This is a genomic window from Streptomyces sp. NBC_00670 (genome assembly GCF_036226765.1).
Taxonomy (GTDB): domain Bacteria; phylum Actinomycetota; class Actinomycetes; order Streptomycetales; family Streptomycetaceae; genus Streptomyces.
Genome location: NZ_CP109017.1, coordinates 6261213 through 6283568, shown reverse-complemented (window position 1 = coordinate 6283568; position 22356 = coordinate 6261213). Strand labels below are relative to the sequence as shown.

Sequence of the window (22356 nt, the reverse complement as noted above, 5' to 3'; positions counted from 1 at the left end):
ATGCAGCTCGGCCTGATCGGTCTCGGCAAGATGGGCGGCAACATGCGGGAGCGGCTGCGCCGCGCCGGCCACACCGTCGTCGGCTACGACCGCAACCCCGACCTCTCCGACGTCAAGGACCTCGCGGAACTGGTCGACAAGCTCGAAGCCCCGCGCACCGTCTGGGTGATGGTCCCGGCCGGCAACGCCACCCAGTCCGTCATCGACGAGCTGAAGGATCTGCTCTCCCCCGGTGACACGGTGGTCGACGGCGGCAACTCCCGCTGGTCGGACGACGAGAAGCACGCCGCCGAACTCGGCGTCAAGGAGATCGGCTTCGTCGACGCGGGCGTCTCCGGCGGCGTGTGGGGCCTGGAGAACGGCTACGCGCTCATGGTCGGCGGCAGCAAGGAGCACGTGGACCGGCTCCAGCCGATCTTCGACGCGCTCAAGCCGGAGGGCCCGTACGGCTACGTCCACGCGGGCAAGGTGGGCGCCGGGCACTTCTCCAAGATGGTCCACAACGGCATCGAGTACGCCATGATGCAGGCGTACGCCGAGGGCTGGGAGCTCCTGGAGAAGGTCAAGTCGGTGGACAACGTCCGCGAGGTGTTCCGCTCCTGGCAGGAGGGCACGGTCATCCGCTCCTGGCTGCTCGACCTCGCGGTCAACGCCCTGGACGACGACGCCCACCTGGACAAGCTGCGCGGCTACGCCGAGGACTCCGGCGAGGGCCGCTGGACGGTCGAGGCGGCCATCGACAACGCGGTCCCGCTGCCCGCCATCACGGCCTCCCTGTTCGCCCGGTTCGCCTCGCGCCAGGACGACTCGCCGCAGATGAAGATGGTCGCGGCACTGCGCAACCAGTTCGGCGGCCACGCGGTGGAGTCCGCGAAGAAGTAGGCCACATGAAGGTGCGGCCGGTCCCGGGGACCGGCCGCACCTTCGTGCCGTCGGGGGGCTGTTGACATCCGGGGCCGCCCCGGCGAAAGTCCCCGTTGATGGAGATCAACGAGCTGACGGCGGCCGAGCGGCGCGTGTGGGAGGCGTTCCCCGACGGCACGGAGGTGGACTTCCGGCAGTCACCGGACGAGGACCCCGCCGACGGCGCCGGCTGGGGCCCCGAACGCACCGTACGCGCCCGGGTGTTGCGGTCCCTGCTCCTGGACGGCCCCGCCCGCGCCGCCGAGATACCGGTCCTCAAACTCAACGGCGCCCGCATCACCGGCAAGCTCGACCTCAAGTACGCCACGATCGACCACGCCGTGGAGCTGAAGCACTGCCACTTCGCGGACGGCCCCGCGCTGTACGACTTCCGCGTCCGCCAGCTCAACCTGCGCGGCTCGGTCATGCCCGGCCTGCACGCCGCGCGCCTCCAGGTGGACGGCGTCCTGCGGCTGACCGGCTGCCGGATCACCCATCAGGTACGGCTCGGCGGCTCCCGCATCGCCGGAGCACTGTTCCTCGACGAGGCACACCTCACCTCTTCGGACCTGACCGAACCGGTGCTCCAGCTCAACCAGGTCACCATCGGCGACGCGCTCTGGGCCCCGGGACTGCGGGTCGAGGGCGAAACGCGACTGGAGAGCGCGACGGTGACCGGCATGGTCATGCTCAAGAACGCCCACTTCCACCACCCCGGTGCGACGGCCCTGCAGGGGCGGAACCTCACGGTGGACTCCGACGTGCAGGCGGGCTGCCTGGTCGCCCACGGCATGCTGAACCTGCGCGGTGCGCGCATCCCCGGTCAACTGAACCTGTCGTACGGCCGGCTGTCCCACTCCGAGGGCACGGCGCTGCGGGTGAGCAGCGCGGTGATCGGCGAGCTGTGGCTGCGCGAGCCCGAGGGGATCGAGGGCGCGCTCAACCTCCGCCGCGCCCGTATCGACGCGCTGCACGCGGCGCCGGAGGTGTGGCCCGAGGAGCTGTGCCTGGACAGCCTCACGTACACCACCCTCACCCCGCACGCCGCGGCGGAGCGGCGCCTGGCCGTGCTCGAGCGGGACGCGGACGGCTATGTCCCGTACGCCTACGAGCAGTTGGCGGCGGCGTACCGACGCGTCGGCGACGAGCACGCCGCCCGTACGGTGCAGCTCGCGAAGCTGCGGCGGCACCGGGGGACGCTGCCGTGGTACGGGAGGGTGTGGGGGCATGTGCAGGACGCGACGGTGGGCTACGGGTTCCGGCCGTTGCGGGCGGCCGGGTGGCTGCTGTCGCTGCTGGTGGTCGGCGCGGTGGCGTTCGGCGTGCACCCGCCCGCCGCGCTCAAGCCGGCCGAGGCCCCGCCCTTCAACCCGGTCTTCTACGCCCTGGACCTGATGCTCCCGGTCATCTCCTTCGGCCAGGAGGCCGCGTTCGCCCCCCGGGGCTGGTACCAGGCCCTGTCCTACGCCCTGATCCTGACGGGCTGGATCCTGGCGACGACGGTACTGGCAGGCGTCACCCGCGCGGTGAGCCGCCAGTAGTTCTTCCGCCCCCGCCGCCCCTACCCGACCCATCCTCGACAAGGGGCTCCGCCCCTTGCACCCCGTTGGGCGCGTTGTCCGCTGACGGCCGGTGGGGGCTTGTCGCGCAGTTCCCCGCGCCCCGTGAAAGCCGGGGACGCCCCTCGATCTTTCAGGGGCGCGGGGAACTGCGCGAGCAACCACGAACCCGCCCGCACCCGCCAACGAACCCGGGATCCAAGGGGCGGAGCCCCTTGAGGGGACGGGAAGGGTAAGGGCGGCGGGGGCGAGAAACTCACCGTTCACCCACCGCCGCATCCAACACCACCCCCAACTCCCCCACCACCGCCTCCAACGCCCGCACATCCCGCTCCGCCCGCGCCACCACCACCGCCCCCTCCACCGCGCTCACCATCACCACGGCGAGCCCCCCGGCTCGCCCCGCCGGCACACCCATCCCCACCAACGCCTCCCCCACCGCCCCCACCCACTCCCCGAACGCCCCCGCCGCCGCCACCCGCGTCGACTCCACCGACTCCGCACACCCCACGGTCGCCGCCACCACCGGGCAACCCCCCGCGAACCCCTCCCGCGCGAACTCCTCCGTCCACTGCCCCACCATCGCCGCGAACAGCCCACTCGGCGTCGGCTCCGCCATCCCCGCCACGAACCTCGCGACCCGCTTCGCCGCATACCGCCCGGCCCACCGCACCGCCTCGTTGACGAGCTGCTCCTTCCCGCCCGGGAAGTAGTGCTGCAACGACCCCCGCGGCGCATGCGCGTGCGCCACCACGTCCCGCATCCCCGCCCCGGCCACTCCCCGCCGCCGGATGAGCTGAGCGGCACTGAAGACCATCCGCTCCCGAGGCCCCCGCTCGGACTCCGTCATCGTCCACCTCCTCACCCGCCCCGAACCACCCGAAGCGGGCGGACAGCTTACGACCGCGTCCGAACCCCACCCCGCCATGACAGCTGTCATAATCAGCCCACTATGACAACCGTCATAGCCAGCCGTCACACACACCCGGTGGTCGCAATGCGCACAGTGGGATTCCTCGGCCTCGGCGTCATGGGCACCCCCATGGCCCTCAACCTGGCCCGCGCGGGCACCCCCCTCATCACCTGGAACCGCACCCCCCACAGAACGGAACCCCTCCGCACCGCCGGCGCGACGATCGCCGCGACCCCCGCGGAAGTCTTCGCGAAGGCCGACACCGTCATCCTCATGCTGGCGAACGACCACGCCACCGACGCCGTACTCGAACGCGGAACCCCCGCCTTCCGCGCCCTCACCGCCGACCGCACGGTGGTGAACATGGGCACCACCGCCCCCGAGTACGCCCGCGCCCTGGCGGCGGACATCCACGAAGCGGGCGGCCGCTACGTAGAAGCCCCGGTCTCCGGCTCCCGCATCCCCGCCGAACAGGGAAAGCTGGTGGCCATGCTGGCCGGAGACGAGGAAGCCGTGACAGACATCGCACCCCTCCTCTCCCCCATGTGCCACGAGACGTTCTCCTGCGGCCCCGTACCGAACGCCCTCCTCATGAAACTGTCCGTGAACCTCTTCCTGATCACCCAGGTCACCGGCCTCACGGAGGCGTTCCACTTCGCCGACCGGCACCACCTCGACCGCCGGCTCTTCCTCGACGTCCTGGACGCGGGCCCCATGGCCAGCGCGGTCTCCCGCATGAAGGCACCCAAACTCCTGCACCGCGACTTCGCCGTGCAGGCGGCCGCCGGCGACGTCCTGATGAACAACCACCTGATCAGCGACGCGGCCCGCACCACCGGCCTGGCCACCCCCCTCCTCGACACCTGCCACGCCCTGTTCAAGGAGACCGTCGCCCTGGGCCACGGCACACAGGACATGGTGGCGGTCCTCCACGCCCTGGAGGCCCGCACCGAAACGTCCTAACGCCGCGGAACGCCGTACACCCGCTCGACCGGCAGCCGCAGCACGAGCCGCCGGTCCCGCACCATGGCGGCCCGGTACTCGTCCCAGTCGGGATGCTCGCCCCGCACGTCCCGGTAGAGCCGCACCAGCTCCTCGACCGTGGCGTCGTGCGGATCCTCCGCGACCGGGGTCAGATCGGCCGTCCCCTCGGCGACCGCGTACGCCCAGCGGTCCGCCGTCGTCACGTGGTACGAGGCCCGTGGGTCCCGCCGCAGATTGCGGGTCTTGGCCCGGTCGTCGGTCAGGGAGATCCGGAGGAGCCGCTCGTCCGGGTAGTACACATGGGCGACATTCGACAACTGCGGCCGACCGTCCCGCTTGAGGGTGACCAGCACCCCACCCTTGTGCTCGGCAAGAAGCCCGAGCAGCGCTTCGTCCATGACACCAACCTCCTGAGCGGGGCACCGTCTCCCCACGAGGTACCCGGCAGGCGTCCGACCACCCCCACCAGGGAAGGGAGACCCCCATGAAGGACCTGCGACAAGAAGTGGACCCCACCGAGGCCGGCCTGGACCCTCACGCCCTGGCCCGCCTGAACGCCCACTTCACCCGCGCGGTGCGGGACGCCAGACTCCCCGGCTACCTGCTCTCCCTCTCCCGCCACGGCCACGTGGCCCACCTCACCACCCACGGAGAACGCGACCGGCGGACGCACGCCCCCGTCACCACCGACACCCTCTGGCGCATGTACTCCATGACCAAACCGGTGACATCCGTCGCCGCACTGATGCTCATCGAGGAAGGAGGAATCACCCTCGACACACCCCTTGCCGAGATCCTCCCGTCCTTCGCGAACCCCCGGGTCTACGTGGACGCCACCCACACCCGCCCGGCCTCGAACCCACTCCTCATCCGCCACCTGATGACCCACACGGCGGGCCTGACCTTCGGCTTCTACCACGACCACCCGGTCGACGCGCTCTACCGCGAGGCCCGTCTGGAGTCCTCCGTCGTCCCCGGCACCACCCTCGCCGAGACCTGCGAGGCCTACGCCCGCCTCCCCCTCCAGTTCGACCCCGGCACGGCCTGGAACTACTCGGTGGCGACGAACATCCTGGGCCGCGTCATCGAAACGGTCTCCGCCTCCCCACTGGACGACTTCTTCCGCGACCGCATCTTCACCCCCCTGGACATGCGCGACGCCGGCTTCCACGTCACCCCCGAACAGGCTCCCCGCCTGGCCGAGCTGTACGGCGAGACAGAGACCGGCGGCATCGAGCCCGTCCCCGGCCTCCCCCTCCACACCCGCCCCAAGCTCCTCTCCGGCAGCGGCGGCATGGTGGCAACGGCCCGCGATTACCACCGCTTCATGGAGTTCCTCCGCCGCAAGGGCGAACTGAACGGCACCCGCCTCCTCACCCCCCACTCCGTCACCCTCATGACGTCGAACCACCTCCCCCACCACACCGATCTGCACAACTACGGCACCCCACCCCACCGCACGCAGACCAACAAGAACACGGGCTTCGGCCTGGGCGTCTCCGTGGGCCCCACCGGCACCTACGGCTGGAGCGGAGTGGCAAGCACAACGTTCTGGGTGGACCCCGCCCACGACCTCACCGTGCAGTTCCTCACCCAGGTCCGCCCCAAAGCCGGCAACCCGTTCTTCCAGGACCTGCGCAGACTGGTCGCCGAAGCGATCATCGCCTGACCTACGGGAAAGCCGCCCACGCACGGACGGACCGCACCCGGAGACACGCACCTCAAGAGGACTGCACCACCGCGTCCAGATGCGGCAGATAGTGGTCCAACCGCTCCCGCTTGGTCCGCAGATACGTGATGTTGTTCTCGCACGGCGGTATCAGCAACGGTACCTGCGTCTCGACCTTCACCCCGTGCCGCTCCAACGACTCCCGCTTCCGCGGGTTGTTGGACAGCAACCGCACCGACCGCACCCCCAGATCCCGCAGCATCTCCGCGGCCACGCGGTAGTCCCGCGCGTCCACCGGCAACCCCAGCGCGAGATTCGCCTCGACCGTGTCGAGCCCCTCCGCCTGGAGCTTCATCGCCCGCAGCTTCCCCAGCAGCCCGATGCCCCGCCCCTCGTGCCCCCGCAAGTACACCAGCACGCCCCGCCCCTCGGCCACGATCTCCCGCAGCGCGGTGATGAGCTGGGGCCCGCACTCGCAGTGCGTGGACCCGAACGCGTCTCCCGTCAGGCATTCGGAATGCAGCCGGACAAGCATTCCCTCCGCCTGCACGTCCCCGTACACCAACGCCACTTGCTCGTCACCACGGACGTTGTCCTGGTAGCCGACCGCCTCGAAATCACCGTATTTCGTGGGCAACGGCGCGGTAACCACCCGAGTGACCCCGGCGACAATTTCTGTCATGATCAGTTCCTATCTGAAGAACACATTGAGGAAGGGAAGCCACAAAATGAAGAAAGAAGCACCGAACAACACCACCGGCGTCCTCCCGACCGACACCACCGAGGACGTACGACGCCGGGCCGTCGGCCGGCACCCCCAGGTCGCCGTCCTCCCCATCGGCAGCTTCGAACAACACGGCCCCTGCCTGCCGTTGGCGACGGACACCCTCGTCGCCTGCGCGATAGCCCGCGCGGTCGCCGCGCGATATCCGGTGCATCTCCTGCCCCCGGTGACCATCGCCTGTTCGCACGAGCACGCGGACTGGCCGGGCACGGTCAGCATCTCCTCCGTCACTCTCCACGCGGTGGTACGGGACATCGCACAATCGCTGCGCCGCTCCGGCGTTGAGGCCCTCGTCCTGGTCAACGGCCACGGCGGCAATTACGTACTCGGCAATGTGGTGCAGGAATCCACCGCGGCCGAAGGACCCACCATGGCGCTTTTCCCGGCCCCGGAGGACTGGGAATCCGCACGCGAACGGGCCGGAGTCGAGACCTCGTTGCTGACCGACATGCACGCGGGGGAAATAGAGACCTCCCTCCTCCTCCACTGTCATCCCGAGGTGGTCCGCGGCGGATACGAGGCCACCGATTTCGTCGCCGACGACCGGCGGCACCTGCTGACGACCGGCATGGCGGCCTACACGGAGTCCGGTGTCATCGGCCGTCCTTCACTCGCCTCGGCGGAGAAGGGGGAACGCATACTCACCGCACTGACCGACTCCTTCGCCGCGTACTTCACCCTGCTGAACCCCTCGGCGTAACGGGAACCCGCCCCCGCCTCCGACCCCGCCGGAGGCGACCGGGGAAACGGAACATGGGACAGCACCCGCGAACCACCGACCCACCGCACCACCAGCACGACAGCCCCCGGCAGACTCGCCACGAAGCTCAGCACCCCGTACACGACGGCGACACTCAGCCCCGTCCCCGCACCCAGCCCCGCCGCCCCGAACGCCCAGGCGGTGACGCCCTCCCGGGGACCCCAGCCGCCGACGTTCAGCGGCAGCCCCATCGCGATCAGCGCGAGCATGGCGAGCGGCAGCAGCCGCAGCGGACTCACGTCGGCCCCGGCGGCGCGCGCCGCAACGAGGAACATCAGCAGATACCCGCCGAGCACGGCGAGGGAAGAGAGGAGCACCCCACCCCCGACCCGCCGGTCGAGCAACACACCCCGCGCCTCGACGAATGCCGCACGCACGGCCCGCCCCCGACGCGCACCCGGCACCGGCCGTACACCCGCTCCCGAACGCCCCATCCGCACCGCAGCCACCACGGCCACCACGCCCACGACCACCACCCCGAGCACGGCCACACCGTGCCGCACCTGGTGCACCACGGGCGACTCGACCAGGAGCAGCACCGGCACCCCCGCCGCGACCAACGCCAGCTGCCCCGCCGTCCGTTCCATCACCACGGCCCGCACCCCGCGCCCGAGGTCCCCGGAGTCGCGCCCGTGCCGCACGGCACGGTGCACGTCGCCGAGGACGCCACCGGGCAGGGCGGCGTTGAGGAACAGCGCCCGGTAGTAGTCGGCGACGGCGTCCCGCAGCCGCAGCCGGATGCCGAGGCGCCGCGCCACCAGGCACCAGCGCCAGGCGCTGAGCACGGTGGTGAGCAGCCCGATGCCGAGCCCCGCGAGCAGCGTCGGCGTATCGATGCGCCGCAGCCCGTCCAGGAACACCCCGGTACCGAGCCGCCACAGCAACACCGCGAGGATGACCACCCCGGCCACACTCCCGAAGTGCCGCCGCACGCCCGCCGGCACCCGAGGCCGCCCCGCACGGACCACCCCGGCCCCGGCCGCCTCCGCCGTCACCTCCGAGACCGCCGAGACCTCCGAGACCGCTGAGACCTCCGAGACCTCCACCGTCACCTCTGAAACCGCGGTAGTCACTACACCCCACCCGCCCCCGGCAGCACGAGCACATCACTGTGCCCGACCACAACCCCCAGCTCCCCGCCCCCGCACTGGGCGAGCCGCTCCCGCAGATACGTATCCGCACGCGCCGCCAGCTCCGGCCGCTGCTCGACGGCCGCGCCGACCCAGCCACGCAGCCACTCCCCCGCCAGCTCCGCGTGCTCGGCCCCGAGCCGCCACGGACTGGGATGCACCCGCACCGTCGCACCGAGCCGGCCGAACGCCTCGCAGGCCGCGGTGACCGCGTCCGGGCCGAGCAGTTCACCCCGGCGCTGGTGGGCGTCGAACGCGGCGGCGAGCTCCGCGTCGAGCGGACGGGAGGGCGTCAGCTCGACCCGTCCGACGACGGACAGCGTGAGCAGCGCGGGGACGCCCGCCCCGACGCAGGCCGCCGCGAGCGTGTCGATCTCCTCGCGGGTGAGCACGTCGAGCAGCGCGGACGCGGTGACGAGAGAGGCACCGGCGAGCGCGTCGGCGGTGAGCCGGCCGAGGTCGCCGCGTTGCGTGGTGACGTCGATCCGGCTGCCGTCGGCGGCGGACCGGGGCGCCCCCACGGCGGCGAAGTGCAGCAGGTAGGGGTCGCGGTCGTGCAGGATCCAGTGCTGGGGCCCGTCGAGCAGGGGCGCCAGCCAGCGGCCCATGGAGCCGGTGCCGCAGCCGAGGTCGTGCACGACGAGCCCGGCCCCGCGCCGGCCCGGCCGGTTGGCGAGCCGGATGCGCAACGGGTCCAGCAAATCGTGGGCGCGCGCGGCGGCGTCGGCGGGCTCGCGCAGCCGCAGCCACTGGGGGGCGTACCGGGGCACGCCCGACTCGTCGTCGACGGGCCCGGCGCCGGGCGCGGGCAGGGCGGAAAGCGAACCGCCGGGACCCGCACCCGAGTGCACACCCGCACCCGCGCTCACGTTCGCATCCACACTCGCATCCACACCCACGTCGGCACCCGCACCGACACCCGCCGCCCCCGTCCTCACGCCGCCTCCCGGGACTCGGGCCGCAGCCGGCCCAGTACCCCCGCGAGGCTGCGCGCGGTGGTGGCCCAGCCGTCGAGCGCGGCCCGGCGCCCCCGCGCGGCGGCCTTCAGCCGGCGCCGTACGTCCGCCTCGCCGAACCACCCGCGCAGCTCGGCGGCGAGCGCGGCGGGGTCCTCCGGCGGTACGAGGATGCCGGGCACCCCGCCGTCCGGCGCGCGCCCCACCGCTTCGGGCAGCCCGCCCACGTCGGTGGCGAGGACGGGGATGCCCCGGGCGAGCGCCTCGGTGACGGCCATGCCGTAGGTCTCGGCGTAGGAGGCGAGGACCATCAGGTCGGCGGCGGCGTAGCTGGCGTCGAGCGCGGCGCCGGAGCGCGGTCCGACGAGGTGGAACCGGTCGCCGAGCCCGTGCGCGGTGATCAGTTCCCGGACCCCGGCGACGTACTCGGGGTCCTGCGTGAGCGAGCCGACGCACACACAGCTCCACGGCAGGTCGGGGACGGTCGCCAGCGCCTCGACCAGCCGGTGCTGCCCCTTGCGCGGGGTCACGGAGGCGACGCACAGGAGCTGCGAGAGGCCGTCGGTGCCGGAGGCGAGGGGGGCGATGTCGGCGCCGGGGGCGGCGACGTGCACGCGGTCGGGGGCGAGCCCGTGGTGGGAGACGAGCCGGCGTACGGCCCAGTCGCTGGTGGCGATCACCGCGGAGACGGCGCGCAGGGTCTCGCGCTCCGTGGCGTCGAGCGCGGCGGCGACGTCGGCGTCGAGCCCGGTCTCGTCGCCGAGCGGGAGGTGGACGAGGACGGCGAGACAGAGCCGTCCGGCCTCCGGGACGACGACCTCGGGGACGCCGCAGGCGACGAGGCCGTCGAGCAGCACGACCGTGCCGTCGGGCAGTTCGCGCAGGGTGCGGGCGAGGGCGGCGCGGGAGTCGGCGCCGGGGGCGGGCCAGGCGCCGCCGACGGTGTGCTTGACGACCTGCCAGCCGAAGCCGGGGAGGTCGAGGCAGATCCGGCGGTCGTAGGCGTTGCCGCCGCTGGGGTTGGCGGGGTCGTCGACGCCGGCCGGCAGCACGAAGTGCAGGGTGCGCAGGGACATGGGGATGATCTCGGCGTGGGTGGGGGCGGGAGCGGGGGCGGTCTGCTGCACGGGCACGTAGTCCAGCCGGCGACGAGCCGCCGGAGCCGTACCGGCGGGGGGAGCCGCCTGCCCCGCGGCGGGACGGGCCGTCTGCTGGGTGATCACGTCACTCACAGGTCACGCTCGTAACTCGCCCAGGCGATGTGCGACTCGTGCAGGGTGACGGTGAGCCCGGTGAGCCCGCGGGCCCCCTCGCCGAGCCGGCCGTCCTGGACGCGCTGCGCGAGCCGGTCGGCGACGACCTTCGCGAGGAACTCCGTCGAGGTGTTGGTGTCGGCGAAGTCGGGCTCGTTGTCGAGGTTGCGGTAGTTCAGCTCGGCGACGACGGCGCCGAGTTCCTGCGTGGCCAGTCCTATGTCGACGACGATGTTGTCGTCGTCCAGCTCGGGGCGGCGGAAGGTGGCGTCCACGAGGAACGTCGCTCCGTGCAGGCGCTGCGCGGGGCCGAAGACCTCGCCGCGGAAGCTGTGGGCGATCATCAGGTGATCGCGGACCGTGATGCTGAACAACGGACGACCCTCCAGGTGCGGTGCGTCTGAGCGCCCGGCCGGCGCCCCCGTCACGGGGGACGGGGAACTCCGGCCGGGCCAGGCATGCCGTGTAGTACGGCCGATCGGCACGGGTTGTTCAGCAGCGGCTTGTCCGCTTCACGGACCGCCCGGGACGGAAGCCGACCTCAGCCGTGACACGAGGTGCCCTCAGGCGTACGTCACCCGGTGACACAGTCCGCCCGACTCCCCCGAGGCGAGCCGGGGCAGCAGCTCCGGCAGCTCCTCGAACGGGGTGTCGCCGCTGAGGAGCACGTCGAACGCGGGGTCGGCGAGCAGGTCGAGGGCGAGGGCGAGCCGGTCGCCGTACGTCCGCCCGGACCGCGCACGCGGCGACACCGTGCCGACCTGGCTGCTGCGCACGGTGAGCCGCCGGGAGTGGAAGGCCTCGCCGAGCGGCAGCCCGACGACCCGGTCCCCGTACCAGCTCATCTCGATCAACGTGCCCTCGTGGGCGAGCAGTTCGAGTGAGCGCCGGGCCCCGGCCTCGCTCGCGCTGGCGTGCACGACGAGGTCGCACTCCCCCAGCGCCTCCTCCGGCAGGGCGAAGTCGACCCCGAGCACGCGGGCGACGCCGGCCCGTCCCGCGTCGGCGTCGACGAGCTGGACCCGCACCCCGGGGAACCGGGCGAGCAGCGCGGCGACACCGCATCCGACCATCCCGCCCCCCACGACGGCGATGCGGTCGCCGAGCAGCGGCGCGGCGTCCCACAGGGCATTGACGGCGGTCTCGACGGTCCCCGCGAGGACGGCCCGCCCGGCCGGCACGCGCTCGGGCACGAGGGTGACGGCGGAGGCGGGCACGACGTACCGCGTCTGATGCGGGAAGAGGCAGAACACGTTCCGTCCCAGCAGTTCCCCGGGCCCCCACTCGACGACCCCGACGCTGAGGTAGCCGTACTTGACCGGGGCGGGGAAGTCGCCGTCCTGGAAGGGCGCGCGCATGGCGCCGTACTGGTTCGCGGGCACGCCGCCCCGGAAGACGAGGGTCTCGGTGCCGCGGCTGACCCCGGAGTACAGCGCCCGTACGACCACGTCGCCCTCGCCCGGCTCGGGCAGCCCGACGTCGCGGATCTCGCCGCACCCGGGCTCCCGCAGCCAGAAGGCCCGGGCTGAACGCTCCGTGCTTCCTGTGCTTTTCATATGCACCCCTCTGAACGATCGACGGATTCCCCACGTACCGCAGCTACAAGAAGTCCCGAAGCACCTCACGAAGTCGCGCACAACGTACGCAACGAAGATCGAATCTGTCACTCGACGATCTCGCTGATCTCGCTGATCTCACAGATCTCGCTGATCTCGCTGATCTCGACGACACCGGCCGGAGGATGAGCGGTGGCCCTGAACCACACATACGACGCGAGGCTGTTGCAGCAGGAGACGACCGTGGGGGCGGGCGTGCAGGTGTTGCTGCTGGCCCTGCTGGGCACGGCGACGGGCATGAGTCCGGCGGGCTGGCTGACCGGCCTGGCCTTCGCCCTCGCCACCTGGGCCGTCCTCACCCGCGCCGTGCTCCGCTCCCGGCTGACCTCGTTCGGACCGGCCAACCGGGTCACGCTGGGGCGGGCCACGCTGGTGGGCGGGGTGACGGCGCTGGTGGCGGACTCCTTCGAGACGGCGCCGCCCGTCACGCTCTTCGTGGGGCTGACGGCGATCGCCCTGATCCTGGACGGCGTCGACGGCAAGGTCGCCCGCCGCACGGGCACGTCCTCGGTGCTCGGCGCCCGCTTCGACATGGAGGTGGACGCGTTCCTCATCCTCGTCCTGAGCGTGTACGTGTCGATGTCGCTGGGCCCGTGGGTCCTGCTGATCGGCGCGATGCGCTACCTGTTCGTGGCGGCGGCCCGCTTCCAGCCGTGGCTCAACGCCCCGCTCCCGCACAGCATGGCCCGCAAGACGGTGGCGGCGTACCAGGGCATCGCCCTGCTGGCGGCGGCCTCGGGCTGGCTCCCGTACCAGGCGTCGGCGGTCCTGGTGTCGTCGGCGCTGGGGTGGCTGGTGTGGTCGTTCGGACGGGACGTGGGCTGGCTGTGGACGGAACGGGACGAGCCGGAGCAGGAGCCGATGCCGGAGCAGGAGCGGATGCCGACGCCGACGCCGACGTTGACGGCCGAGGAGAGGACGCAGCCGACGACCCCACTGCCGGAACTGGCGGGCCGAGCCTGAGGCGGACGCGTGGCCTCCGACCCGCGCAAGGGTCGGCGGAAGGGAGGCGGAGACCGCCGACGTGGCCTCCCCTTGTGCGCCCTTTCGTGACGGGGTCCGTCCCGTCACACTGAGATCCTTCGGCACTGTCCGGCCTCCGTCCGGGCGGTGGAGGCGCGGCTGGGGGGAGTGAGCGTCGCGGTGACGAACGACGACCCGTCCGACGACGAGGTGCACGAGGCGCTCGACGCGTTCTCGGCACGCGGCCGGCGCAGGCGTCCGGGGCCGGCTCCGACGGATTTCCGGCTCTCCCGGCTGCACCTGCTCGAGGCCTCCGTCACCCGCCGCATCGAGGAGCGCTCCGAGAGGACACACCACCGGCCCGGCACCGTCGACCTCTCGGAGCGGCCGCTCTACGACGTGCTGCGGGACTACAAGCTCGGCCCGCACGAGAAGCCCGTCGACCGGCCGATCGATCTGGTCAGGCGCGGCACGGCGCATCTGGCGTCCTGCGACTGCGGCAACGGCCGACGGCAGTGCGCCGACTGCAAGGGAATGAGATACCGCCCGTGCGAGCCCGCCCAGGTGTGCACGGTGTGCCACGGTGTCACCGCGTGCACGCAGCTCCTCAAACACGGTGGCCTGCCCAGTACCCCACCACGGCCGGTGAAGCCGGGCAGGGCCGACCACCCCCAGGAACGGGTGGACTGCGAGGCCTGCCGGACACCCGACAGCGCGTGTCCCGGATGCCGGGGCTGGGGGAAGGTGAAGTGCACGGAGTGCGGGGCGAGGGGGCGTATCCCCTGCGTGCCGTGCAAGGCGTCGGGCACCGTCGACTGCACCACGTGCGAGGGGCACGGGAGCCTCACGTCCTGGACCGCCGGACGACTAGAGTGGATCTCTCGAACCCGCCAGGTGCCGCCTCCCGTCCCGAGGCCCCGCCAGGTGGCGTCGGAACTGGGCTCGGCCGGCTGGCGCGAGGACCGGCTCGACGCCCACGATCCGCTCCCCGACGACCTCCTCCCCGCCCATCGCTCCGCACTGGAGCCCGAACTGGGTGCGCGGCCGGGAGAGAAGGAACGCGAGATCGTCCTCCGGCGGCTCACGGTCGTCAGGGCGACACCGCCCGCTTCCGGCAACCTCGAGCTCTACGTCTTCCGGGACGCCGGCGGACAACTCACGGTGCGACGGCGGGTGTCGGAGGAGGGACGGCGCAAAGCCCTGCTGGCGGTGGCGGTGACCGTCGCTGTTGTCGTCCTGGTGCTGCTCCTGGCCCATTGACCGCTCGGCGCCGACGTGGCGGCAGGCAGGACGGCGGAACCACTACCGGGAGCCGCCGACTCACCGCGAACCGCCCACTCAACGGGAGCCACCCACCCACCGCGAACCGCCCACTCACCGCGGACCGCCCCCGCCCCGCAACCCGTCGACGAGGACGTCGAGCATCCGCCCCCGCCGCTCCCGCCACGCGGCCCCGTCGCGGCCGCTCTCCCAGAGGAACGCCCCGAGAATGAGCACGTCCTCCGCCCCGGCGTCCGCCCGCACCTGCCCCGCGTCCTTTCCCGCCGCGAGCAGCAGCTCCAGCGCGGCGAGGACGGGCGGGTGGCACCGCCCGTACCGCCCTCCCCCGTCGGCGATCCGCTCCAGCCACAACCGCAGCGCCGCCAGCGGCTCGTGCTCCTCCAGCAGCCGCCCGGCGTCCTCGGCCAGCCCGGCGACCTCCGCCTCGTGGACGGCGAGCAGCAGCTCTTCCCGGCCGGAGAAGTGCCGGTAGAGCGTGCCCTGTCCCACCCCGGCCGCCTTGGCGATGGAGGCGAGGCTCGCGGAGGGGTCGGCGGAGAAGGCCTCGCGGGCGGACTCGACGAGGCGCGCGCGGTTCTCCCGTGCATCGGTGCGCGGCGCACGCCGCGGGCGGGCAGGGGGCATGGTCCGGCGCCTCTCGCGTTGCCTGGCCTGAGGTCTGCCATCCTGCTCCATTTGTTGGTCGGCTGACAAGTAAGTCGCTAGTCTGGCCCCATGACCACCCCCGCCCGCACCCAGAAACAGCGCCGCGACGAGGCGGAGGCGGCCCTGCTCAACGCCGCCGCCGAACTGGTCGCCGAGCAGGGCCTGCGCTCCCTGACCCTGGCCCGCGTCGGCGCACGCGCCGGCTACAGCCGGGGCCTCGTCACGCACTACTTCGGCTCCAAGCAGGCCCTGGTCGAACGCCTGGCCCGCGCGGCCCAGTCCGGCTTCGTCCCGGGCCTGGAGGACGTGCCCCCCGGCCTGGACCGCCTCCTCCGCCTCATCGACGGCTACCTCGCACAGCAGGCCAAGCACGAGCGGCCGCTGAACAAGGCGTTCCTCCTCCTCTGGATCGAGGCCGCGACCTCCCCGGACCTGGCCCCCCTCTTCCACGACCGCACGGAGGCCTTCCGCCGGGACCTGCGCGAGGACCTCACGGCAGGCATCGCCGAGGGCACGATCCACCCCGGCATCGCCCACACCCTCGACGAAACGACAGCCGCGATCGTCACCCAACTCCGCGGCCTGGCCCTCCAACTCATGGTCGACCGCGAGTCCGTGAACGTGGGCGAGATGCGGCGGTACCTGACGGAACACTGGCGCGGGGCGTTGACGCGCACTCCCCAGCCCCGGGATCACGACTCCGCGACGAGCGACGGCAGTTCGCGTCGATCATAGAGGAGCACGGTGTCCGGATCCACAGGCCTACGACATCCTCAGGCCTTCGGCGCCCGCGGCGGGTCCGTCAAACGAGCGGTGTCCCCGCCGAACCGCGCGGCAGTGCGTCGTCCCGCAGCAGGTCCCCCCGCGGCACCCGTGCCAGCACCGGCGGCTCGTGGTCGCCCTCGTAGCCGAGGTGGAGTTCACGGTGGGCGCGGGTGGCCAGGACGTAGTACGCCATGCGCAGGGTCGCGGACGTGGGGTCCTCGGCGGCGTCGGAGTGGGTGTCGGGGACGACGACGGTGTCGAAGCCGAGTCCCTTGGCACTGCGGCGATGGACGAGGACGATGCCCGGCCGGCCCAGGTCGAGGTTGCGGTACTGGCCGCCCCTGGCGTCGGACGTGTACAGCTGCGGCTTGAGCCGCGGTGCCCGGCGCGACAGGCTGTAGAGCAGGGAGAACTGCGTGTGCTTGGAGTTGGTGATCACGCCGATGCTCCGCCGGGGGTGCCGTTCGGCGAGCAGGATCAGCAGATCGGCGGCGCCCCGCTCGTGGAAGCGGTGCAGACGCGGCGGCGGCCCCTGCCGGTCGGGCAGGACCGGTGGTGTGGTGCCGGTGTGGAAGTGGGCGGCCAGCGCGGCTATCTGGGCGGTGTTGCGGTGGTTGTCGGCGAGTTCGTGACGGGCGCAGTGGCCGAGCCGTCCGGAGATCTCCTCCACCGTGGAGTTGGTGTCGGTGAGCCGCTGGTACTGGTCCGCGCAGACCGTCGTACGGGCGCCCAGCATCCGGCAGAGCGTGTAGAACTCGGGCGGCAGGTCCTGGCCTTCGTCGACGACCAGTGTGAGTCCGGGGACGGGGCCGGTGTCGGCGGCGCGGTCCCAGAGGGCCGGCCAGTCGTACCAGTCGCCGGAGCGCGGCGCGCCCGGCCCGTACCACTCGGCGAGCCACGCGTGCGCGGTCATGACGCGGACCGAGCGGTCGCCGGGTCCCAGCGCGTGCACCGCCTCGGCGAGCGACTGGCGCAGCAGGTTGGAGTACGTCAGCAGCACCACCGGAGTGCCGGTGAGGGCGAGCAGGACGGCACGCTGCACGGCCAGCAGACTCTTGCCGGTGCCGGGCGGGCCGCTGATCAAGTGGTTGCCGTCGAAGGGGAGCCCGTCCAGGCAGCCGCGCTGGTCCGGCGTGAGGTCGAGGTAGGTGAGGGTCATTCCTGCTCCAGTGCGTCGGCCGCGGCGGCCCGAGCGGCGGTGACGATCGTCTCCAGGTAGCCGGGCACGTGTGCGCCGCCGACGACGAGGGCCCGGTCCAGCAGGGTGTTGCCGGTCTCGCAGCTGGTCTCGGGGAGCAGCGCGCAGGCGTGGCAGGCGGCGCGGTTGAGGTTGCCGAAGCCCTGGCCGGTGTGTTCGGCGCACAGCGGGTCGGCCGAGCACCAGGCGGCGGCCTCGGTCATCCGCAGCAGGGTCTCGGCCAGGCGCGGCGGTTCGCCCTGGCGGACGAGGCCGCCGAGGGTGCCCTCGGCGTCCCCGGCGGCGGTGTAGACGAGGATGCCGTACTGGTCCTGTTCGGGGCGTGCGTAGATCCGTTCGCGCAGGCTCGCCGTGGTGTAGCCGGACTCGAAGGAGAGCTGGCGGATCAGCAGGTGGGCGAGGGTGTGCAGGAGTACGAACCGGGGGGCGAGCTCCGCGCCGGTGAGCGTTTCGAGGCGGTCCTTCTGGAAGGAGCGGTCGAGGTCGGCGCGCATTCCGGCCACGTGCTTGCGGACGTCCCGGTCGTCCTCCCACTCCGTCAGTGCCGTGCGGTTCAGCGTGAGGAGCAGGCCTTCGCCGAACACCTCGACGGCCGGCAGCCACTTCAGCCGGCGGGCGGTGTCGACGGGTACGACGGTCGCGTCCGGGGAGACCCGAGTGAAGCCGGACAGGGCGCGCACCTCCCGCAGCCGGTCGGCGAGGACGATCCGGCCGAAGCGGCGGCCGAGCGCGGCCCAGGGGTCGGCGGTCTCACCGCCGAGGCCGAGCGTCGTCTCGCGGAGTGCGAAGTCCCGGGTGGCGGGCGGTACGGGGGCGGTGAACGCGGCCCACTCCTCACGGCTGAGGTCGAGACGAGCCGCTCCACCACCGGCGTCGGGAGCCGTGCCCGCACCACCGGACGGCACGTCCGAAAGTGCCGCCTCCCCGGTCTCCTCCCCCAGCAACGCGTCGAGCAGCGCCTCGTCCGCCCCTGTGTCCTCCTGAATGATCGTCCGGTACATGACCGCCCGCGGCGTCCCCACCACCTGGCACAACGGCACCCACAGATGGTGCGCACGCACCTCGTCCGCGCGGGCGTCGTCCGTGTGCGCGGGCACGTCCGTCTCCGGGATGTCGAGCGCCGAGTGCGTGAGCGGGTAGTACAGGTTGCCGGCCGTGCGCTGCACGATCTGCACCGGTCGGACGCAGTCCACCGCGTCACCGGCCCGCTGCCAGGGGTTGCGTCCCGAGCAGCGCATGCCGTGGGTGCCGAGGATGTCGAGCAGGTCCCGGCCGGCGCCGCAGCCCTTGGCCGTGCAGACGACGGACAGCGCCTCGAGCCCGGAGGCCCGTTCAGAGACCTGGAAGCGCAGCCGCTCGCGTTCGCCGCAGCCGCGGCGCTCACCCGCGTCGCGTCGGGAGTGGGCCCAGAACCACCAGTCGACGTCACTCAGGTGCCCGGCCTGGCAGATCTGCACGAACCGCATGGGCGCCAGGGTCCGCGCCGGTGAGCAGGACGGGCAGCGCGGCGGCTGCCCGGGCTTCTCGTCGGCGATCCGCCACCGCTTCATCCGCCGGCAGGCGCCGCAGAACAGCCAGGACGGGAAGCGGATGTACGGGGCCCCGGGCGCGTCGGGGACGTCGAAGCGGTCGTTGACGGTGGCCGGCGCGGCGTGGAAGCCGCTGACGCCGAGGCGGGCGGCGAGCCGGGCCGACTCGATCCGCTGTCTGCCCCTGGCCGGCCAGTCCCCGATGCCCGTGGCCACGAACGACTCGCCCTGGATGTCGAAGACGGCCCCGACGCCGAACGGCACCACCGTCTGCGACTGACGTACCCGCAGTGTGCGGCTCACAGGTCGGCTCCCTTCACCATGACCTGGCATTCCCGGTCGACGTTGCGCATGGAGTTCGGTGTCTCCCAGAGGCCGTAGTTCTGTTCGAAACTCTTGATCAGGTTGGTCTGTCCCTTGCCCTGGCCGCGGTAGTACAGCTCGCGGCCGTCCCGGCGGGCCTCGCGTGCGGCGTCCTCCCAGTCGGCGATCAGTCCGGCCAGTTCCTTGCGGACCTCGTCCCCGGCCGACGGCTCGGCCGCCTCCGCCCGGACCGCCAGCTCCTCCGCGAGCGCCTCCACTTCGGGCAGCCGGTCGAGGACCTGTCCGGCCTGGTTCTCGGCGGCGAGCCCGAGCCGGTGCCGTACCAGGACGACGAGCGCGGCGTGCAGCGCCCGCCGCCGCGAGGGTACGGACCAGGGGGTGACGCTGGTCGGCTCGACGTGCCGGTACAGCGAGCGGTGATAGACGTCGAAGGTCTCGTAGTGCGAACGGTCCCTGGGCCGGGTGGCGTTGAAGAAGGTGACGACGAGACCGGGCACGGAGTGCCGGCCCACCCGGCTGGTGGCCTGGATGTACTCGGCGGTCGTCTTGGGCTGGCCCTGCATCAGCATCAGCGCGAGCCGCTTGACGTCGACGCCGACGGACAGCATGTTCGTGCAGGGCAGGAAGGACACCGACTGCGGGTCGTCCCACCGCTTCTCCAGCCGGTCGAGCAGCACGGGCTGTTCGGCGCGCGGCAGGTTACTGGTCAGCTCCTGCACCTGATGGTCCGTCAACTGCCGTACGCCGCTGCCGGTGCCCGGGTCGAGGCCGGCTAGCTGGGCGGGGATGTCGTCGGCCGCCGCGGTGACGGTACGGCCGAGTTCGCGCAGGCTGTGGTGGTAGGCGACGAGCGTCCAGTAGGCGTCCCGGTGCTCCTCGGGCAGCTCGTACGCGCCCTGGAGCAGCGAGGCGGCGGTGGCGACGGCGGCGCGGCCGGCGGTGTGTCCCTGGGCCATGACGCCGAGGTAGCGGCGGCCGGGGCGGGAGGTGTCGGGTTCGGCGAAGTAGGAGTGGCGGGCGTCGAGTCCGGCCGGCGGGAAGAGCTGGACGCCGCCGCCGTACAGGGCGCGGACCTGCTCGCCGGAGCGGCGGATGGTGGCCGTGGAGGCGACCACCTTGGGGCCGGTGCCGTCGGGCGCGGTGCACAGCCCGAGGACGGCCGCCTCGTACAGGCCGACGGTGGTACCGAGCGGGCCCGTGAGCAGATGCAGCTCGTCCTGGATGACGAGGGACGGCGGCAGGTTCCGTACCGGGGCCCCGCCCGCGGCCCCGAACAGCTGTCCGGCGCGCGGTTCCCAGGCCAGCCGGGCGAACTTGTCGACGGTACCGAGGACGAAGGTGGGCGGCCGGTCGTAGAGCTGCTCGTCGACGACGGCGACGGGCAGTTCGTCGTGGAAGACGCAGGCCTCGCGCGGGCAGAAGAAGGCGAAGGAGTCGGCGCCGGCGCGCACTCCGTAGTCGCCGATGTCGGGCGACTTGTGTGCGGGCAGGACGCGTGTGCCGCACCAGGGGCAGCGGTCGAGGATGAACACGTCCTCCGGCCGGGCGGCCTGACGGGCGTTGTCGAAGGCCGCGCGCGCCTTCTCGTAGGTGTTGGGTGTGGTGGTCTCGCCCACCCACAGGCCGATGGAGAAGGGCTCCTCGCCGTACGTGGCCGGTTCGGCGCGGCGCAGGGTCTCCAGGGCGCACACGGTGGTGGCGGCGCGCTGGAACTGCTGGGTGGTGAGCAGGCTGAGGGTGTAGCGGCTGAGTACGGCCGTGCCGCCGCCGTCGGGCCGGCGGCGGCGCAGCACCATGGCGAACGCGGCCAGCAGCAGGTAGGCCTCGGTCTTGCCACCACCGGTGGGGAACCAGATCAGGTCGGTGACGGACCGGTCCGGGTGCCGGGGGTCGGCCACCCCGTCCAAGGCGAGCAGGAAGAAGGCGAGCTGGAAGGGGCGCCAGTCGGCGTCGGCCGCGGGCTCCGCGCCTGCCGGTACGGCGTCCCGGCGGGAGCGCCGGGTGCCCGCGAGGTCGGGTGCGGAGTGCCGCATTTGCAGGGCCATCGCGCGGTTGGCGGCGCGGAAGGCGTGCAGCAGCTCGGGGCGGCGCGGATCGCACAGGGTGCGGACTCCGGACTCGATGCGGGTGACGGCGGCGTTGATCCGGCCGAGCACCCGGTCGGCGGCGTCGCGCCCCCACTCGGGGATGTCCGCGTTGAGCTGCCCCACGTACCAGGCGCGGTAGTCGGCGGCGAACTCGGCGAGCTCCTCGCGCAGTTGGTCGACGGGGACGTCCGGGTCGGCGAGGTGGCACAGGTTGAGCACGGGCGAGCCGCTGGGGCCGGCCGCCCGTACACCGGTGACCTCGGCCTCGGGGAGCACGGCGGCGCGCAGCCCGGTGACTCGCTCACCCGTCTCGTCGTACCGCTCCTCGACCGCGCATCCGTGGCCGACGGCGTGGGTACGGACGTGCCGGTACTGCAACCGCAGTTCCTGCTCCTCGGGGTCGCGGCTGGCCAGGCGCACGCTCGGGTACTGGAGCACTTGGCCGTTAACCGGCCGTCCCTCCAGCTCCACCTGGAACAGCATCCGGTCCCAGTGGGCGGCCTTTCCGAGGTCGGGCTCGTGTGTGGCGGAGTTGACGAGGGCGACGGTGATGAGCCGCCCGGTGCCGAATGCCCGTCGTCGCAGTCGGAGTTCGGCGCGGCCGTCCAGTACGGGGACGTGGTCGCGGTCGGGGCCGAGGGTGTGCGTCTCGGCGGACAGCGGGATGCGCTGCCAGCTCCGGCCGCGCTCACCCGTGCGCGAGCGGGTCGCGTAGTGGGCGGCCGCGCAGACGACCTCCACGGTGTCGGCGTCGGTGTAGAAGCTGAAGCCGAGGGAGGAGGGCAGCCAGGAGTTGGACTCGGGTACGGGGTCCCCGGCCGGTGCGGTGTCCTCGGCCCGCCCCTCCGTCCCCGCCCCCTCGCGCTCCTCGGCGGCGAGGTCCAACTGGCGCTGGAGGTCGGCCTCCTGGGGATAAAGGGTGCCCATCAGGTACTGGCGGTCGGGCGGGGCGTCGAGGGTCTCGTGCGCACCGCGGGCCGGGCCGACGAGTTGCCGCCGGAGGTAGGAGACGAGTTCGTGTCGGAGATCCATGTCGT

At 72.5% G+C, this 22356-nt stretch carries 19 protein-coding genes and 1 pseudogene; 8 read left to right on the top strand and 12 right to left on the bottom strand.

Annotated elements, in window-relative coordinates; genetic code table 11:
• Together gnd and OIE12_RS27695 are read left to right on the top strand one after the other, a co-directional pair.
• Entirely contained in the window at positions 1-882 is an 882-nt protein-coding gene (gene gnd, locus OIE12_RS27700; RefSeq protein WP_329139893.1) for a phosphogluconate dehydrogenase (NAD(+)-dependent, decarboxylating), read from the top strand.
• 98 nt (positions 883-980) lie between these two features.
• Positions 981-2444 carry a membrane-associated oxidoreductase gene (locus OIE12_RS27695; RefSeq protein WP_329139891.1) on the top strand — a complete coding sequence of 488 codons (1464 nt, stop codon included), beginning with the start codon at positions 981-983 and terminating at the stop codon, positions 2442-2444.
• Between the two features lie 274 nt (positions 2445-2718).
• Here the strand turns inward: OIE12_RS27695 and OIE12_RS27690 are convergent, their stop codons facing one another.
• Positions 2719-3312, bottom strand: a complete 594-nt coding sequence (locus tag OIE12_RS27690) for a TetR/AcrR family transcriptional regulator (protein ID WP_329139889.1) — start codon at positions 3310-3312, stop codon at positions 2719-2721.
• Positions 3313-3459: 147 nt separating this feature from the next.
• Here OIE12_RS27690 and OIE12_RS27685 point away from each other — a divergent pair, with 147 nt between their 5' ends.
• Positions 3460-4338, top strand: a complete 879-nt coding sequence (locus OIE12_RS27685) for an NAD(P)-dependent oxidoreductase (RefSeq protein WP_443053932.1) — start codon at positions 3460-3462, stop codon at positions 4336-4338.
• Here the strand turns inward: OIE12_RS27685 and OIE12_RS27680 are convergent.
• Complete coding sequence (locus OIE12_RS27680; protein ID WP_329139885.1) at positions 4335-4757, bottom strand: PPOX class F420-dependent oxidoreductase; 423 nt, start codon at positions 4755-4757, stop codon at positions 4335-4337. The two genes, OIE12_RS27685 and OIE12_RS27680, sit on opposite strands and share 4 nt — an antisense overlap.
• A gap of 86 nt (positions 4758-4843) precedes the next feature.
• Between OIE12_RS27680 and OIE12_RS27675 the strand changes: the two genes are divergently transcribed.
• The gene (locus OIE12_RS27675) at positions 4844-6028 is read left to right on the top strand and encodes a serine hydrolase domain-containing protein (RefSeq protein ID WP_329139883.1); all 1185 of its coding nucleotides are present in this window, start codon (positions 4844-4846) and stop codon (positions 6026-6028) included.
• 52 nt (positions 6029-6080) lie between these two features.
• Here OIE12_RS27675 and ribA read toward each other — a convergent pair whose 3' ends face one another.
• The gene (gene ribA, locus OIE12_RS27670; protein WP_329139881.1) at positions 6081-6710 is read right to left on the bottom strand and encodes a GTP cyclohydrolase II; all 630 of its coding nucleotides are present in this window, start codon (positions 6708-6710) and stop codon (positions 6081-6083) included.
• A 46-nt stretch (positions 6711-6756) separates the two neighbouring features.
• Between ribA and OIE12_RS27665 the strand changes: the two genes are divergently transcribed.
• On the top strand, positions 6757-7512 hold the full coding sequence (locus OIE12_RS27665) for a creatininase family protein (RefSeq protein ID WP_329139879.1): 756 nt from the start codon (positions 6757-6759) through the stop codon (positions 7510-7512).
• Positions 7513-7628: 116 nt separating this feature from the next.
• On the opposite strand, the pseudogene OIE12_RS27660 reads toward OIE12_RS27665, so the two are convergent.
• The 5 genes and pseudogenes from OIE12_RS27660 to OIE12_RS27640 form a co-directional block, all read right to left on the bottom strand.
• A pseudogene (locus tag OIE12_RS27660) lies at positions 7629-8474 on the bottom strand (lysylphosphatidylglycerol synthase transmembrane domain-containing protein); the annotation flags it as partial.
• 170 nt (positions 8475-8644) lie between these two features.
• On the bottom strand, positions 8645-9583 hold the full coding sequence (locus OIE12_RS27655; RefSeq protein ID WP_443053931.1) for a class I SAM-dependent methyltransferase: 939 nt from the start codon (positions 9581-9583) through the stop codon (positions 8645-8647).
• 53 nt (positions 9584-9636) lie between these two features.
• A complete protein-coding gene (locus OIE12_RS27650; RefSeq protein WP_443054078.1) occupies positions 9637-10878 on the bottom strand; it encodes a glycosyltransferase family 4 protein in 1242 nt (413 codons plus the stop codon).
• A gap of 8 nt (positions 10879-10886) precedes the next feature.
• Positions 10887-11285: a 6-pyruvoyl trahydropterin synthase family protein gene (locus tag OIE12_RS27645; RefSeq protein WP_030378428.1), complete on the bottom strand. Its 399-nt coding sequence runs from the start codon at positions 11283-11285 to the stop codon at positions 10887-10889.
• Positions 11286-11474: 189 nt separating this feature from the next.
• A complete protein-coding gene (locus OIE12_RS27640) occupies positions 11475-12467 on the bottom strand; it encodes a zinc-dependent alcohol dehydrogenase (protein ID WP_329139872.1) in 993 nt (330 codons plus the stop codon).
• A gap of 192 nt (positions 12468-12659) precedes the next feature.
• On the opposite strand from OIE12_RS27640, the gene OIE12_RS27635 reads away from it, so the two are divergent.
• Positions 12660-13490 (top strand): CDP-alcohol phosphatidyltransferase family protein, encoded by an 831-nt coding sequence (locus OIE12_RS27635; RefSeq protein WP_329139870.1) that lies wholly within the window; start codon positions 12660-12662, stop codon positions 13488-13490.
• A gap of 180 nt (positions 13491-13670) precedes the next feature.
• A complete protein-coding gene (locus OIE12_RS27630) occupies positions 13671-14750 on the top strand; it encodes a hypothetical protein (protein WP_329139868.1) in 1080 nt (359 codons plus the stop codon).
• A 114-nt stretch (positions 14751-14864) separates the two neighbouring features.
• Here the strand turns inward: OIE12_RS27630 and OIE12_RS27625 are convergent, their stop codons facing one another.
• Positions 14865-15395 carry a TetR/AcrR family transcriptional regulator gene (locus tag OIE12_RS27625; RefSeq protein WP_329139866.1) on the bottom strand — a complete coding sequence of 177 codons (531 nt, stop codon included), beginning with the start codon at positions 15393-15395 and terminating at the stop codon, positions 14865-14867.
• A gap of 90 nt (positions 15396-15485) precedes the next feature.
• Between OIE12_RS27625 and OIE12_RS27620 the strand changes: the two genes are divergently transcribed.
• Positions 15486-16151 carry a TetR/AcrR family transcriptional regulator gene (locus OIE12_RS27620; RefSeq protein WP_329139864.1) on the top strand — a complete coding sequence of 222 codons (666 nt, stop codon included), beginning with the start codon at positions 15486-15488 and terminating at the stop codon, positions 16149-16151.
• Between the two features lie 67 nt (positions 16152-16218).
• Here OIE12_RS27620 and OIE12_RS27615 read toward each other — a convergent pair whose 3' ends face one another.
• Genes OIE12_RS27615 through OIE12_RS27605 form a run of 3 tightly spaced genes read right to left on the bottom strand, consistent with a single transcriptional unit; the run spans position 16219 to position 22351 of the window.
• Positions 16219-17340, bottom strand: coding sequence for an AAA family ATPase (locus OIE12_RS27615; RefSeq protein WP_329139862.1), 1122 nt, complete (start codon positions 17338-17340; stop codon positions 16219-16221).
• On the bottom strand, positions 17337-19211 hold the full coding sequence (locus OIE12_RS27610; RefSeq protein ID WP_329139860.1) for a DUF1998 domain-containing protein: 1875 nt from the start codon (positions 19209-19211) through the stop codon (positions 17337-17339). Before OIE12_RS27610 ends, OIE12_RS27615 begins: the two co-directional genes overlap by 4 nt.
• A complete protein-coding gene (locus tag OIE12_RS27605) occupies positions 19208-22351 on the bottom strand; it encodes a helicase-related protein (protein WP_329139858.1) in 3144 nt (1047 codons plus the stop codon). The genes OIE12_RS27610 and OIE12_RS27605 overlap by 4 nt, the downstream gene beginning before the upstream one ends.
• Positions 22352-22356: the final 5 nt, after the last annotated feature.

Coding starts and splice junctions, on each gene's coding strand:
- ribA (WP_329139881.1), bottom strand. CDS start 6,710: ATGACAGAAATTGTCGCCGGGGTCACTCGGGTGGTTACCGCGCCGTTG.
- OIE12_RS27695 (WP_329139891.1), top strand. CDS start 981: ATGGAGATCAACGAGCTGACGGCGGCCGAGCGGCGCGTGTGGGAGGCG.
- OIE12_RS27690 (WP_329139889.1), bottom strand. CDS start 3,312: ATGACGGAGTCCGAGCGGGGGCCTCGGGAGCGGATGGTCTTCAGTGCC.
- OIE12_RS27615 (WP_329139862.1), bottom strand. CDS start 17,340: ATGACCCTCACCTACCTCGACCTCACGCCGGACCAGCGCGGCTGCCTG.
- OIE12_RS27685 (WP_443053932.1), top strand. CDS start 3,460: ATGCGCACAGTGGGATTCCTCGGCCTCGGCGTCATGGGCACCCCCATG.
- gnd (WP_329139893.1), top strand. CDS start 1: ATGCAGCTCGGCCTGATCGGTCTCGGCAAGATGGGCGGCAACATGCGG.
- OIE12_RS27680 (WP_329139885.1), bottom strand. CDS start 4,757: ATGGACGAAGCGCTGCTCGGGCTTCTTGCCGAGCACAAGGGTGGGGTG.
- OIE12_RS27665 (WP_329139879.1), top strand. CDS start 6,757: ATGAAGAAAGAAGCACCGAACAACACCACCGGCGTCCTCCCGACCGAC.
- OIE12_RS27675 (WP_329139883.1), top strand. CDS start 4,844: ATGAAGGACCTGCGACAAGAAGTGGACCCCACCGAGGCCGGCCTGGAC.
- OIE12_RS27640 (WP_329139872.1), bottom strand. CDS start 12,467: ATGAAAAGCACAGGAAGCACGGAGCGTTCAGCCCGGGCCTTCTGGCTG.
- OIE12_RS27620 (WP_329139864.1), top strand. CDS start 15,486: ATGACCACCCCCGCCCGCACCCAGAAACAGCGCCGCGACGAGGCGGAG.
- OIE12_RS27605 (WP_329139858.1), bottom strand. CDS start 22,351: ATGGATCTCCGACACGAACTCGTCTCCTACCTCCGGCGGCAACTCGTC.
- OIE12_RS27625 (WP_329139866.1), bottom strand. CDS start 15,395: ATGCCCCCTGCCCGCCCGCGGCGTGCGCCGCGCACCGATGCACGGGAG.